Here is a 15,061-nt window from a genome sequence, read left to right on the forward strand (position 1 = left end):
CTAAATTTTTTCCCTCTAACCCTTTTCTTCTTGGTTAACATCTACTCCATCATAAGCTGATAATCGAAAATTATTACTGAATCCTGTAGCGGTACCCAATAATATTTGTTCAGCAGTATTAGCCCAAAATTCTTTTATATATTCTATTCTTTATCTATTTTCACCTGTTGAAAATAGATAAAGAATAGAATATATAACAAGGAAAAAGAATTATTCATAAAGAACAAAAAAGAAGAGGGATATCTTCCCTCTTCACCAATAAAATCAAACATATTTACAATTAAGGAAGGGCATACATTCATCAAGTAATGAAAGGAACAATAATAGTTCACCTAGTGAATTATAACATAAAACAACTTCTGTTTATAGGTAATATTACCATTAATGGAAATATTGTTACAACTTTGTTAAGTACCTTAATATTAAAAGGCTTTATTAATATGTAAATAGAATGTGGGTAGTGTAGGGATAAAATAAAATAAAAGGGGGATTTATATTATGTTTACCAAAAAACAAAGGTTAGTAACGAGTGTAACAGCTTTAACATTAGGATGTGGATTTACTGTCGGATTATCACCAGTTTTTGCAGAATCTAATCAGAATTCTGTAAGTAGCAAGCCTGTTCATTCTATTCAAAAACAAGAACAAGATCCTTTTACTGGATATGTTATCTCGGTAGACAACAATTATTTGGTAGTTGCTGCCACTTCTACAAAGGATGAAGCACTTGCTTATCAAAATGATTGGTGGGAGTTAGTTTCTCAGAATAAGATCTTAAGAGTGCCTATTTCCAATACCGAACAATACAAATTAGGTGAAAAATTAAATGTATATGCAGTTGGTTGGACTGCATCATTACCACCAATTGCCTTTATGCCTACTGTTGAAAAATTAGCCCAATAGGTAATAGCATCTAATATAAAATAAATAACCGATTCCTTGTACGATTTAGGAATCGGTTATTTTGTATCAAGAATATGTCTAAATGTAAAATTCTCCTGAAATGATATGGCGAGCCCATTTAGTAATGTGTACAATATGAATGCTTAATCAGAGCACTCCATATGTTAATAACAACATCTATAGAAGCATATGAGTACTTCGAGTAAATATGTTTTTAAATGAAACTCATGCTTAAATAGAAAACCCTGGAAAGTATTTTTTGGTCAAACCTCATATTGAAAAGTGAAAATATAAAAAAGAACAACGATCTTTCTATGTAAAATATTCTAATTTTGCATTAGGAAAGAACTGCTTCATATAGGAATACAGATGATTTTTTATATCCTCTTCTTCTTCTTTTTGATAAATGTATTTTCCAATTCCATATTTCCCCCATTTATATCTTCTTTTCTCTTCATCTAATTCTAACTTTGTCATCGGGTAGTTTTTTTCAATCACTCTCTTAGCCGGCTTTGTAAAACGATGTTGAATAAATTCAAATGTAATATCATCTCGTGCATCAAGAGGTAATTCAGCATTCAGGCGTTCAAACATATGATAGTATCCATCCTGCCAACCTTCATGAAGATAAATAGGTGCTACAATGAAACCGAGTGGATATCCTGCTCTTGCTACTTTTCCTGCTGCCTCAATTCGTTTCGCTAAGGGAGAAGTCCCTGGTTCAAAGCTTTTAATTACATAATCAGCGTTTACACTAAAGCGAAATCTTGTTTTTCCATTATGTTTAGCATCAAGTAAATGATCTACATGGTGGAATTTCGTAACAAATCTCAATTTTCCATATTCAGATTCTCCAAAATGCTCAATGGCCCGTTTAAGGGTATGCGTTAAATAATCTATTCCTACAATATCTGAAGTACACGACGCTTCAAATCTTGTTACTTCAGGTGCACGCTCTTTCATATATTTGTCCGCAGCATCTAAAATTTCTTCAACATTTACATACGTTCGTATATAAGGCTTACTTCCCATCGTTGTTTGTAAATAACAATAATGACAATGTCCCATACATCCCGTTGCAAAAGGAATTGCGTACTCCGCTGAAGGCTTGGAAGTATCGAATTTCAATGTTTTTCTAACACCAACAACAAGCGTAGATTTTGCCACTCGATATTTTTGAAAATCGTTATCGCCTGGCAGATCTCTTACTTGATTATGGGAAGTAGTATGTAAAATTTCAACATCCATCTTTGAAAACTTCTCAAAAAGCTCTTTCCCTAAAGGATAAGCTAGTGCTTTAGGTTCAAAATATACAAGTTTAGGCATAAATGGCGTATTCATTCCAACATCCCCTCTGAAATATCACCATAATAGTAAGTGTACGCTTGGTTTGCCTCATTTTCTGTAGCGTACACAGCCATCTCATTTGTTAGTGGATAATATGTTTCGTAAAGAAATAGTGCTAATTCATTAGGCCTTTCAGGATTATTTACAACTGCTGCAGCTTGTATGTTAGCTACGTCTTGAGTATGAGGATTTCGGTAAAAAATATAGACAATGTCACCAGCATGATACGTATTACTTTCAGAAGAAAATTCCATTCCATCACCATCTCATTTCATAAAATTCAATGCTCACGGTTTTACTTTCTAATTTCCTTGTAGTGTAACTATTTAATTACATTGATAATGATTACGTCATACAAACATATTTTGAAAAATGAATAATAAATGTACTCCCAAAAAGGCAAGCATATATCAATGCTTGCCTTTCGTTCTAACGACGATGTTCAACAAGATCGATTACACCTAAAACAACGTGTGCTAAACCAAAACCAAATACTGTATTTGCAATCATTTTATTAGTTCCACGAGTTTGTTTAAGAGCATAACCTGCTGCTGTCACTGCTGTACCTAGAGCTGTTGGAATTAATCCTTCACGAATGTCCACAGTGATGCCTCCTTGTATCGTAGTTAGTAAATTTGTTTCAATGCTTTGAATTAAAGCATTGAAACAAGTATTAGTATTTTTCTTTTTAGTAAAATTATGTGGAGTTTTCATGGATAAATATTTTGGATTCAATACAACAATAGAGATTGAAGAAAAATATAATTCAATTTTCTTTTTAACCTTTCTATTACCAATTATGAGTAATCAAACCTGTTTAGGCCCATACCAATCTGTGTTTAATACATGATAGATATGGAGTTGAATATAAAATGGAACATAAAGGTAGCAATTCAACAGAAGATGCACTACTTTAGTACAAATATGGTTTGGGAGTATTTGCTGAGAAGATGCCAAAACTTACTGAACAATTTAATTCATTTACGGAAGAATGCTTTAGAGATGGTGCGCTATCAAAAAAGCAAAAACAATTGATTGCATTAGGCATTAGTCTTTATTCTCAGGATGAGTATTGTATTATTTATCATACAAAGAGATGTGTGGATCAAGGAACTTCTGATCAAGAAATCCTAGAAAGCATTGGTGTAACGGCAGCATTTGGCTGTGGCCCTACTATGAGTCAAGCAGTCACACTTGTTCAAAAATGTATAGAAGAATTAAAGAACATGAATTAATTAAAATTGTATGGTAATCAAATCGTCATATAGCCTACCTACCTTTCTAAGAGCGTATATATAAATGCACTCTTATTATTTATTATCAAAATTTTATTTTCAATATACTCACATCTTGTATAAAACAAGCATATATTTAGATAAACAAGACATAGTTTTTTATTATGCATGCACAAAAATTGTGCATGTTTTTTTTCGCATATATAATAAAAATTTACGCAGAAATTGCACACGCAATAAAAATATACATACAATATATTGCAGTCACATTTTAACTTTTTGATATGAGTCTTTGTGAAAAATTGCTTTCCCGGACGATTTTTTCCAGTTTAAACATGGATTTTATGTTAAAAACCTATTTACTCAAAGGACTCATATAATTTTATAGGTGTTGTTATTAGCGTTATGGAGTGCTCTGGTCAAGCACTCCTATTTTTATGCTTACAAAATAACTTCTCTGAAAATGCTTTCGCCCTGTTGTGATGGAAAACGTCAAGAAACTTTTTGATATCGCACTGTTATTGGCTTTCCTTTTTACTCATAGTTTTGCAATGTTTCCGTAATTGTATCAGCTTCTCGTAAAGCTTCAACCAGTACCCGGCATCTTCTATTGCTATATTCTGATTATCAAGTATTACATGTGCAACATCCCCAAGTAATGTTATAAAATTTGAACTTCAATTTTATATTGTCTTTCTAAGACGGTCTTATAACCTGCTTAATCAAAAGACACAATCTCTTTTTAAACAAAGATACCTGTGATACTTGCATCAGCATTTAGCCCCCTATCATTTCCCCCTTAGTTTGACGTTATCTCCTAATGCATATCCAATTTTAGAAAAAAGACTTACTTTCCAAATCACCAGGTCCAATTGGATCTATTTATTAATTCCAGTTTAAACTTATTATCTTAAAATTTTAAATCCCAATATTTAACTATATTGTAACATTTGATATACCCAAACTACTAATAAACATGGTAACGTTTACCTGTAAGGAAAAATAATAATATAGGAGGCAGATTTATTATGAACGCAAGAAAACCAAAATCATTTGTAAAACAATGTACAGGAATTGCTTTGGCTAGTATGATTGGATGTAGTGGTATTGGAGTTTTCGCAACAAATGTAAGTGCTGCCGAGACTGCTAATCCAGCTCCTATGAACCAATCTCTTCAAGCAGAAGTGATAACAATTGCACAGTTACAAGATGCTATTCAGCATAAAAATAATCCTTTTATTAATCAAGTAAAAATATTTATTGATAAACACAAGACGGAATCAGAATTTTTATGGGGGAAAGTGAGTACTTCGTTAAAAAACGACATTGTAGACCTGCTTACAGGTGATAAAAAGCAGTACTCTAATAAAATCAATAAAGCCCTTGTAAAACACTTTAGAGAAGTCCCTAAGCTATTAAAATTAGCAAGTCCAGAGTTTAAGAAGGAAATTATTCAATTACTAAAATACTTATAGGAATATCTATTAAAAGTTTATATTTTAATGAATTTTGATAGTAGTAGTTCCATAAAATTGTATTTAAAAAGTCCCTTTTAACTAATAGTATTTATATATAAAAATATAAAGAAAATAGGTGTAAGGAATGGAAATTAGTTTAAATATACATAGGGGAAATCAATCTACAATGTATTCAAATCTGGATACAGTAAAAAACAGTCAAGATTCCCCTTCTTCACAGGGAAAAAAGATACTAATGATGTCGCTATAAAATTTGATATTCGGTCATCAGAAAAAGAAATAAAACAAACAAGTCCGAAATTTACTGAAATGGTTTTATGGAAGATGTTAAAAGATAAAGGTGTACCTTTGTGGATTATTATGGAGATGCTAAACAAGTTTCGTGCTGGTAAGGAAAAGGAATCCAGTCAGGCTAACAATGTTTTTTCAACTGATGCTACTAATACTATCGAATTAACTACTGGAACCAGATTAGATGTGGTACTGTAGGATTGTAGTACAGGTAGCTCATATTTTTAAAGAAAAAAACTTGCAGAATTTTACTGCAAGTTTTTTTCTTTTATTTGGAGCGGGACAGCCAATTGAATTTCAGGAAACATTATTCGATTGAGGATATATCTAAAATTAGATTAATTTCAAAAGATAGTTAACTTACTAGTAGGTGATTTTCTTAAAAAATTATAGATTAAGTGTTCTAAACGTTACTAAACTTTAATTCGGGAATTTGTTTGATCTGTCATAAATCTTAGTAATTTTGTGGTTTTACAATAAATATTTTTTTTAATATGCTATTCATAAATACGGTTGGAAAATGTTTTAACATTGCAACCTTGAAATATTTCATTACATGACTGTCAGATGAAGAGAAATTCGCTGCTTTGATAGACTTTTTTTGTATTTTTTCAATTTCATATTTTAAGTAAGATTCATAGTTATAGAAAGCTTCTTTGTGAGAAGGACAATGTATTAACTCTTGAGTCAATTTGTATGCTCCTAACATAGATTTTCCACCGCCAGTTCCAGACATAAAGGTCATAGCATGAGCCGCATCACCTAATAACGCTATACGTCCATCACTCCATTGTGGTAACTGGACAAGTGTCATTCGATCTTGAAAGATGAGATTTACATTATTTATACTTTCGATAACTTCGCATATCCCCCACTCAATGTCTTTACACAACTCTAATAAGAATTCTTTATTATTTTTATCATGGAACAGTTCTCGATATTTATTCTTATATATAAACATTCCCCAGATATAAGTATCATCCATCCCGCAATGAATATAGCATCCTGGTAACAGAGTCTCTAAAGTTTGATTTTGCTTCAATTTCTCAGGGATAAGAACTGGCTTTGGTATAGTAAATACGGAAAAACCTATATCAAGCTGCTTCATATATTCGTCTTTCATTAGTAAATTACGTGTAACTGAATGAATCCCATCTGCACCGATGACTAAATCAAAAGATTTTTTCCTTCCATCATGGAAGGTGACTTCTACGTTATCACTATTTTGATGGAATGAACGAATTGTTGTATTAAAATTCACATCAATAGAATCTCGTATAGACTCATAAAGAATTTGATGCAATATAAAACGATGTATACTTATTGCCCCCCCCTGTTGTATATGAAATTTTCTAAAATCAATTTTTCGCAGTTCTTGTCCCTCTGTATCAACAAATTGTCTCATTTCTACTGTGACTCCGTGTTTTTTTACCTGTTCTAATAATCCTAATTTATCTAGAACAAATATCGCATCTCCTCTTAAGCTAATTACAGATCCAATCGAACGAAATGAGTGAGCCTTTTCAACAATAGTTGGAGAAAAACCATTAGATAAAAGACAATTTGCTAAAGTTAGTCCCGCAATACCACCACCAGAAATTAGTACTTTCATAAAATCCCTCCTGATATTGATAATCATTATCATTTATAAGTATAGTAATACAAAAAATGGTTTATCACAAGAAGGAACTGTATAATTACTGAGATTCTTCCTTCGTTACCGTTACAATTTTCTTTCCATGAATACCTTTTGACAAATCCCATCATCTTTTATAACACTAAAAAAGGGACTAAGTAATCCAAACTCAGTTCCTTTGGTGAATTCATTTTTCTAACTAGCGTCTGGTAAAAACATCCTTTTTTATATGGAGATTCTTTTACTTTACTAAAAAAATTCTTCTCTTCATAGCAATTATACTTACATATAATCCTATTAACACTGTACTTGTCCCTATATTTAAAAACTCACTTTTTACCTATTCATACAAGATAGGCTCAAATAAACTAAGGACAGGCACCTTAGTTTATTTGTATTCCTATAACTTTCTACTGTTGAAACTAATTTATAAACTTAGTACACCGACATTCTAACAACCCGAGAGATTTCCAATATGATAATATATTTCTAAATCTTTTATTTCTGTTTCCTATTATTTTTGATAAATGGGATACCGCCACATCGCTATCAAGCTAAGCTTATGCAAAGTCAATTTTAGGCGAGATTGTTTCTTTTTTCTAAGGGGTAAGTTTAGGTGATTGAAAGATTTGCATACGAAATAAACCCTAATGGGTTTCACTTTTTTGAATTAAGCGGCTTGATTATCAGACATGGAATTGTAAACGACACCTAATATATCAAAGACCGTTTTTTTCTCATATCGATGAGATTTCCGCCCGTTTTGCTGTAGGAGATTGAACAGACGAAGTAACACCTTTGATAGCTCTTGGGTGTTTTTTTGTATAGTTTGGAATAGAAGAAAATAGTCTTTAATCATATATATGGCTTTATACTCACTAAGCTCTCGTTTTTTCTTCATGAGGAGCAATTGGCGCATTTGAAACATGATAGAAGAACAGAGTAGAATGGCAATCAACTGACCATATAAATAGCACTCCAATCGTTCTGGTTTTATCTTTTTACAATGATGAATTTGAAAGAATGACTTCCACGTTTTAAATAAAATTTCGATTTGCCAACGCAAAGAATACCAGTCATGTACCTGTCCCATCGGGACAATATCTGTAGGGGTGTTTGTCATATATACATTGATACCACTGAGTCGTTTACTACGAGAAGAATACTTCATTCCTTTCTTTTTTTCTCTTACAGCTTGATCTTGTAATCGTTTTTGTTGCTGTTGTTTTGTTAATCGATGAACAATTACACGAGCTGGCACTTTATCAGTCATTCCTACATAAGCATTAGCTATTTCACATGTTTGTCCTGGTTGAAGAGAGTTCAGTAACATCTCCATATCTAACTGTATATACTCTGTACCTTTCTTAATTCTTCCATCTTGAAAATAATCAGGGTTAGGATTTTTTTGATACATACGTGTATTCGACTTGATACGAGAGATATAGTAGGCCTCTTTATCTTGTATATGTTGAAGATCTTTCAAATGAAAATAACCTAAACTCGGATACATAAATCATTTGCCGTCACAGTTGGGACACACAGAGAGCCGTAAGTACGATCATGTTGTTTACCTGGACCTGTATGAATATGAAGGAACTGTCCACTTAACAAATCATACTCAAGTTGAATTTTTATCCCCGCTGTATGGCTACATCCTCCTGCACCTGGATAAACCGATGAAAATACATCAGGGAGTTGAAATGCAGTTGAATCTAAAATACGAATACGCTTAAAAACAGAAGTATATGGAGAAGAAATCGGTATAGATGAGGTCAATTTTCGACTTAGTAGTTCAGCTAGTATGTGTTGTAAAAATTGGACGGCTGCTTTATTAAATCGTTGGTTCAGTCCCTCGGGACTGATGAGCACTTCTGTCGAGGCTTCTAAACAGCTAGATAACTGAGTTAAAGACGTCGTAGCGATATTTTGGTTCATCCATACACATAAAGCGACTAAATCTTTTGCTTGGTACTTACTGGTTCGTTGTACGAAACCAACATCTCGAGCAAGATTCCGTAAGGTATTTGGAGATAAAAAACGTTGAATCTCTTGAGCAAATAGTTGTAATTCATCAGACACAGAAACAGACATAAAAAACGCCATCCTTTCCTATGATTCTACAGAAAGAATAGCGTTTTTTTCTTTTTATGGATACATTTTTTTAGCTCGATAGCGATGTGGTGTTACCTCAAATATAATTATTTTATTTGAAGGTCTCTTTTAAATTTTTATCAAATCTTTTCATAGGTTGATATACAAGGACGTGTAATGATAAACCTATCACTGCAGTAATGTTCAAAATAATACTTATAATCATTAAAGACCATTCTATAACTGGTGAAAAGTATCCGTTCGTGCTTAATGTAGAAGAACTGATACCTAGTAGTAAAATCACTATTAGTAAAGGTAAGTTTTTAACCAATTTGAATCCCCCTTTTAAATACAATATCTTTATATCATTATATCACACTAGATTATGTAATTAATATAAGATAGTTACCTATGAGAATTTAACGTATTTTCTCTTTTTTGGGTGTTTTTGCCCATCCCCCGAAAAAGGGGAATAATACAAAATATACCAATTAGATACTGAATAGAGTGTTGTATAAATTGGAGTTTGCGTAGTAAAGGAACAAAAACGACAATAACATTCCAACTCTTGAATATCTCTCTTTGAACGTACGTCTGTACGTTCAAAGAGAGAAGAGATACTTATAAAAAGCATTTTTGCTAATAGTCTCTATATAAAGTAGGAATGAAAAAATACTACATTTTATAGACGAGTCAAAGAATATGAACATAGCTTACAAAAAGTACCCAATATGAATTTCGCATAGATTTAAGCCAGCGATAAAAATCCCTGGCTTAATGTATAATATGAATGCTTCCGTCCTCAAAAATTCCCACCTTTTGATGGCTACCTAATTACTTCATAGGATTCATCATGAATTCTATGAAGTAATTCTGATTGCCCTCTAAGAAATTCGACTTCATCTTCACGAGAAATGTGACCAGGAGTGTACATAGATTCACCAACTTTCAAGTTTATTTTTTAGATTTACGATTAATCTCAACTTGAGAAAAAAACCTAATCAATTTAATAATAACGTTTTGAATTATAATACTTTTGAAGATTGTATATACCTAGTTCTAAGTCACTTTTTGATAGTATTTTTTCGATGGTTTTCTCTTTTAGTATACTTGCTAAATGTAAGATATCAGTTGAAACATTTTCCCATTGCTCTACTTGTTTTTGAAGTCGTGTAATTTCATTTTGCTGAGTAAGTGTAAGGTGTACTTCTATTTGCCATTTTTCAAGTTGCTTTATATATATTGGTATAAATTCGAGTTGATCGGTATGCAATTGAATAATACGACATACTGTGTAGTCATCTAATACACATGGTTGTTGATTAACTTCTAATAACTGTGTGTATTGTTCATTTGTATCCTCTAGTTGGTTATCAATCATATTCGCAATCATCGACAGGGCACTAATTGGTTGCCAATTTGGTTCAGGTGTCTTTGTCATAATTATCTTTATACTCCTTTTTATGTTAGATTAATTTCATCATACTATTTTTAGTCGAAAAATTCAGGAATATAATCGCCACAAACATTTCTCTAAAGCGCTGTATATGTTATTACTATATAGACCATATATCTTCCCAAAATACACGGGTATGGATGAGATAAGTTCAAAAAGATAGAAAGACCTCATTCAAGAATACTTATCATGAATGAGGTCTTTCTATTAAAACGTTGTTTAATTTCCACCTTAAAAATGCTGTACATTCACTGGCTTTCAAATTAACTCTGTTGCATTAAACCCACATTTAAACCTTTTTAACAAATTCAGATTTTAATTTCATAGCTCCAAAACCATCAATTTTACAATCAATATCATGGTCTCCATCCACTAAACGGATACTTTTTACTTTTGTACCGATTTTCACAACCGATGAAGTTCCTTTTACTTTAAGATCTTTGATTACTGTTACAGAATCACCATCATTTAAGATATTTCCGTTTGCATCTTTAATTACCTTTGTATCTTCACTATTTTCAGTTTCTGATTCTAAAGTCCACTCATGGGCACATTCTGGGCAAACAAAAAGATTTCCATCTTCGTAAGTGTACTTTGAATTACATTTTGGGCAATTAGGTAAATTAGACATATTTTTATTTCCTCCACTTTTTATCATTCATTCTATATATAGCTTTTTAAAACTTTCCTTTTATAATTTCATAAGAATAGCAATTCTGAAGTTGAAATTTAAGAAGCTACCCTTATCTATGTTTCAAGAACCTATTTTTATCGCATATCTTTCAGTTTCTTAATGATCATGTTCGGTGTTGCCCATTCATCACGGTCAAAGTCAGAAATAGACACTTCAATATTTAAACGCTCTTGAAATTCTACTAATAAAGATACTGTAGCAAAAGAATCTAGAATCCCTTCTTCAAATAATTGCACATCTGGGTTATCTTTTACGATATCATTTTCACATACTTCTTTTAAAACAGTTAATACTTGATTTTTAAATTCAGACATTATTTATGCTCCTCTATATCCATGATTTATTATTAATTTTTTCATAGTTTTCTATTTTTTAACACATCATTTAAAAGAATCTGTCCCATCATCTTTACAAAGCTACCCCTAGTTTTTGTGTAATAGTTATCCAGGTTTAACAAATAATCGTTCCCTGGAACATATGTGATTACAAACCCTTTGTTCTTTTCTTTAGGGAATGGAATGTAAATATTTTTAACATCTGGCTGTATAGCTGGAATGTCTTTCGAAAACAAACCATTTAATTTCGTTAAAAACGTCTTTCCATTAGACATAGGTTGTATTTTCTCAGCCCTGTTCACACCATCTGTGTTTTTACTTGAATCTATTCCCCATACAATTACACCACCAGAAACACAAGAAAAAAATGACACGCTTTCTTCATAATTCTCTTTATCATCTTTGGAAAGAACACTACTCGTACAATCTGTTTTACATTGAAATGTAAGGAAGATATTCTCTTCTTGCTGTTTGATGATCATTTGTTGGATGTATGAAAAACCTTCTTGTTCACACCTTGTAAAAATCTTCTCCGCATTCTCCAAAGTAAACTTTCTCCTTCTCTATTTTTCAATAAAATAATTAAAAGAGTAGGTCAAATCAAACAAACTTTGTATGTGAAGTGAATTTTTTATAAATCTAATGCATTCACTTTATTCTTTATTGTATTTGCTTCCTGAGATTGCTGAGAAAGCTCGATACATTCATGAAAAGCGAAATGCTTACACCCTATACATTTTTTTGTATTCAAATGTCCTAAAGCATAGTTGATGGCTTCTCCAGTATGATCAAAAAAGTTTTCTTCTCCAATCTCAGCGTACAATCTATTCTTATCTAGTGTTGCTTTTAGCTCTGATTGAATTCCTGAAATGAGAAGTACGCCACCTTGGTTTTTAAAATGCTGAACAATATTCCTAAAGTAAGACTCTCCTGTTGTATCAATAAAAGGAACTTTTCCCATACGCAAAATTAAAACTTTGGGTTTATAATGAATGGTCGCTAAAATGTTTTGTTCAAATGTTTGAGCAGCCCCAAAGAATAATGGCCCTTCTATTGTGTAAATGCTTATTTGTGGACAATCATGAGCTTTATTTACCACATGTGGTAACAATTTTTCATGCTTCCTTGTATGATCAGGAAGCACTTTAGATATGACAAGCATGTTGCTCATACGTTTTGTAAATAAAATAACAGCTAAAATAAGTCCAATTTCCACAGCTGTTGTCAAACTTGTAAATACAGTCAGTAGAAATGTTACAAGTAATACAAGAGAATCCCCTGTCTTCATTTTAAGTATGTGAATAAAATGTTTTTGCTCACTCATGTTCCAAGCTACCACCATTAAAATGGGAGCCATACTAGCAAGTGGAATATGCGAAGCGTATGGAGCTAATAGTAGAAGTGTGAATAACACAAATACCCCGTGAATAATTCCTGACATCGAAGATGTAGCTCCACTCTTAATATTGGTTGCTGTGCGGGCAATCGCTCCAGTTGCCGGAATCCCTCCAAATAACGGGGTAATAATATTGGCAATGCCCTGACCAATCAGCTCTTTGTTACTGTTGTGCTTACTATTTGTCATACCATCTGCCACGACAGCGGATAAAAGAGATTCAATACCACCCAACATTGCAATAACAAATGCAGGGCCAATCAACTGTTTGATACGCTCTAAGGTGATTTCTGGTATATCAAACTGAGGAAGTGTATTTGGAATCGTGCCATATGCTGTACCAATAGTAGGCACATGACCTGAGAAAAATACAGTTGCAATGATAGTTGAAATTACAACACCTACTAATGAACCAGGTACTTTAGGTGAAATTTTTGGTGTTATGAGTATAACAAAAAAGCAAATCAAAGCAGTTATAACACTGTAAATATTGATAGTACCGATATGAGTGAAGATTTCCTGCAGGTTTGCTATAAATTCCTCATGCTTTTTTATACCTATTAGACCTAAAAAACTAGCAATTTGTCCCGTAAAGATAATGACGGCAATACCTGACGTAAAACCAATTGTTACAGGACGTGGAATAAACTTAATTAAAGATCCTAGTTTAAAAACTCCCATAAGACATAAAATAATTCCAGCTAATAAACCAGCAAGTAGTAAATCTTCATATCCATAGGTAATGACAATTCCTAAAAGAATTGGGACAAAGGCACCTGTAGGTCCTCCAATTTGATACTTTGAACCACCCAATAGCGAAATGAGTATTCCGGCAATACATGTTGTATAAATTCCATACTCTGGCTTAACACCAGAGGCTATTGCAAAAGACATAGCAAGTGGTATCGCTACAACTCCGACAATCATTCCTGACAGAAGATCCTTTTGAAAATGTCCCAATGAATATCCTTCAAACCTTCCTGTAAATAATCCTTTCATTTCAAACCCTTCTTTTCCCTTTATAATAAATCTGGACTACAAATGCATTTCTCTTCCCCTTATACAGGAGATTTTCATTATCACAAAAGAAAAACACCAGCCTAATATTTACTATACGTTTTGCTTAAATGACGCTCTAATTTACCTATATCTTCCCCTTGTTGTACGTAGGATTTCAACCTTTCCGCTAGAAGTTCTCCGGCTCGACCATCTAGCTTCTTCGTATCAATAAATGATGTAATCCTTACCTTATCTGGAGTCATATCTCTACGAAACATCTGTCCTGGGATTTCACTCCAAAAACGATTCCATTCATCTAATAATCCAATTTGATCGAATAAAAAACCTTGAATCCCACATAGCCAAGCTGTACAAGCTGTATTTCTTTTTTGACATCCAACGCCATCTTGTAAATGCTGGCATGAAAAACAACAAGAATTCCCACTTTTAATACAAACTTTACAAACATGATGAGCTCCTATTGAGTGGAAAATTTCAATCCCATGTTGGATGATATCTTCTTTCTTAACTTCAATGCTCAACCTAACCCTCCTTAACTATCATTTCAAGTTCTGTTTCATCTAGTTCTTCTAACATTGAAATCGTATCGATTAAATGGTTGTTAAAAATTTTCCGCGCAACTACCAGTAAATCCACAATCATAGGGTCTCGTAGAGAATATAAAACTCGTTTTCCATCTTTCGTACCAACAACAATGTTTTTTGAACGTAGTACACTTAACTGTTGAGAAACAGCTGAACCTTCCTTGTTAAGGATGGTTTGAATTTCATTTACACTTCTTTCACCCTCTGACAATAGTTCTAGAATACCTATTCGCAAAGGATGTGATAAGGCTTTAAAAAAATCAGCTTTAAATTGTTGCATTTCATTTCCCATTAAAACACCTACTTATTTTTAATTAAAGATCCAGAAGTATCATATACACCTTCAAATGTTTGAATATGTATATGATACTTCTAGAACTTACAATTTTCAATAAAAACATTTGAACCCATATGGGTAAATTATTATTAGGTACATATTGCATATACTAGGGGTCTGTGTAGTAATGGAACAAGAACGGCAATAGGACTTAATTGTGTTATCAAAAATCAGGGTTTTTGATAATGATAAAAACTGTGTTAAATAAAGCTTAAATATATTAATACTACGTTATCAAAACTATTATCGTAATCA

At 32.4% G+C, this 15,061-nt stretch carries 15 protein-coding genes and 2 pseudogenes; 4 read left to right on the plus strand and 13 right to left on the minus strand.

What is annotated here, in order from left to right; translation table 11 throughout:
• Positions 1-498: 498 nt before the first annotated feature.
• A complete protein-coding gene (locus JFU02_RS09950; protein WP_201070929.1) occupies positions 499-903 on the plus strand; it encodes a DUF3221 domain-containing protein in 405 nt (134 codons plus the stop codon).
• Between the two features lie 312 nt (positions 904-1,215).
• Here JFU02_RS09950 and splB read toward each other — a convergent pair whose 3' ends face one another.
• The 3 genes from splB to JFU02_RS32115 form a co-directional block, all read right to left on the minus strand.
• Entirely contained in the window at positions 1,216-2,244 is a 1,029-nt protein-coding gene (gene splB, locus JFU02_RS09955; protein ID WP_201070940.1) for a spore photoproduct lyase, read from the minus strand.
• Positions 2,241-2,504, minus strand: a complete 264-nt coding sequence (locus JFU02_RS09960; protein ID WP_201070942.1) for a transcriptional regulator SplA domain-containing protein — start codon at positions 2,502-2,504, stop codon at positions 2,241-2,243. The genes splB and JFU02_RS09960 overlap by 4 nt, the downstream gene beginning before the upstream one ends.
• 175 nt (positions 2,505-2,679) lie before the next feature.
• Positions 2,680-2,853, minus strand: a complete 174-nt coding sequence (locus JFU02_RS32115) for a hypothetical protein (protein ID WP_000354585.1) — start codon at positions 2,851-2,853, stop codon at positions 2,680-2,682.
• 326 nt (positions 2,854-3,179) lie between these two features.
• Between JFU02_RS32115 and JFU02_RS09970 the strand changes: the two genes are divergently transcribed.
• From JFU02_RS09970 to JFU02_RS09980, 3 genes and pseudogenes are all read left to right on the plus strand, one after another.
• On the plus strand, positions 3,180-3,485 hold the full coding sequence (locus tag JFU02_RS09970; protein WP_242488080.1) for a carboxymuconolactone decarboxylase family protein: 306 nt from the start codon (positions 3,180-3,182) through the stop codon (positions 3,483-3,485).
• 1,028 nt (positions 3,486-4,513) lie between these two features.
• The gene (locus JFU02_RS09975; protein ID WP_201070945.1) at positions 4,514-4,960 is read left to right on the plus strand and encodes a hypothetical protein; all 447 of its coding nucleotides are present in this window, start codon (positions 4,514-4,516) and stop codon (positions 4,958-4,960) included.
• 127 nt (positions 4,961-5,087) lie between these two features.
• Positions 5,088-5,452: pseudogene (locus tag JFU02_RS09980) on the plus strand (DUF3914 domain-containing protein).
• A 256-nt stretch (positions 5,453-5,708) separates the two neighbouring features.
• Here JFU02_RS09980 and JFU02_RS09985 read toward each other — a convergent pair.
• The 10 genes and pseudogenes from JFU02_RS09985 to JFU02_RS10030 form a co-directional block, all read right to left on the minus strand.
• A complete protein-coding gene (locus JFU02_RS09985; protein WP_201070954.1) occupies positions 5,709-6,866 on the minus strand; it encodes an FAD-dependent monooxygenase in 1,158 nt (385 codons plus the stop codon).
• A gap of 694 nt (positions 6,867-7,560) precedes the next feature.
• A pseudogene (locus tag JFU02_RS09990) lies at positions 7,561-8,984 on the minus strand (IS4 family transposase).
• A gap of 112 nt (positions 8,985-9,096) precedes the next feature.
• Positions 9,097-9,315 carry a hypothetical protein gene (locus tag JFU02_RS09995; protein WP_000240399.1) on the minus strand — a complete coding sequence of 73 codons (219 nt, stop codon included), beginning with the start codon at positions 9,313-9,315 and terminating at the stop codon, positions 9,097-9,099.
• 675 nt (positions 9,316-9,990) lie between these two features.
• On the minus strand, positions 9,991-10,425 hold the full coding sequence (locus JFU02_RS10000) for a hypothetical protein (protein ID WP_201070956.1): 435 nt from the start codon (positions 10,423-10,425) through the stop codon (positions 9,991-9,993).
• A 304-nt stretch (positions 10,426-10,729) separates the two neighbouring features.
• Positions 10,730-11,071: a zinc ribbon domain-containing protein YjdM gene (locus JFU02_RS10005; RefSeq protein ID WP_201070958.1), complete on the minus strand. Its 342-nt coding sequence runs from the start codon at positions 11,069-11,071 to the stop codon at positions 10,730-10,732.
• 137 nt (positions 11,072-11,208) lie between these two features.
• On the minus strand, positions 11,209-11,448 hold the full coding sequence (dltC, locus tag JFU02_RS10010) for a D-alanine--poly(phosphoribitol) ligase subunit DltC (RefSeq protein WP_201070967.1): 240 nt from the start codon (positions 11,446-11,448) through the stop codon (positions 11,209-11,211).
• Between the two features lie 41 nt (positions 11,449-11,489).
• Complete coding sequence (locus JFU02_RS10015; RefSeq protein ID WP_201070970.1) at positions 11,490-12,014, minus strand: hypothetical protein; 525 nt, start codon at positions 12,012-12,014, stop codon at positions 11,490-11,492.
• An 86-nt stretch (positions 12,015-12,100) separates the two neighbouring features.
• Entirely contained in the window at positions 12,101-13,864 is a 1,764-nt protein-coding gene (locus tag JFU02_RS10020) for a SulP family inorganic anion transporter (RefSeq protein ID WP_201070973.1), read from the minus strand.
• Between the two features lie 101 nt (positions 13,865-13,965).
• Positions 13,966-14,406: a hypothetical protein gene (locus JFU02_RS10025; RefSeq protein WP_061656829.1), complete on the minus strand. Its 441-nt coding sequence runs from the start codon at positions 14,404-14,406 to the stop codon at positions 13,966-13,968.
• 1 nt (position 14,407) lies between these two features.
• Positions 14,408-14,761, minus strand: a complete 354-nt coding sequence (locus tag JFU02_RS10030; protein WP_201070976.1) for an ArsR/SmtB family transcription factor — start codon at positions 14,759-14,761, stop codon at positions 14,408-14,410.
• Between the last annotated feature and the right edge of the window lie 300 nt (positions 14,762-15,061).

Origin of the sequence: Bacillus sp. TH13, assembly GCF_016651175.1 — a bacterium.
GTDB lineage: Bacteria > Bacillota > Bacilli > Bacillales > Bacillaceae_G > Bacillus_A > Bacillus_A thuringiensis_S.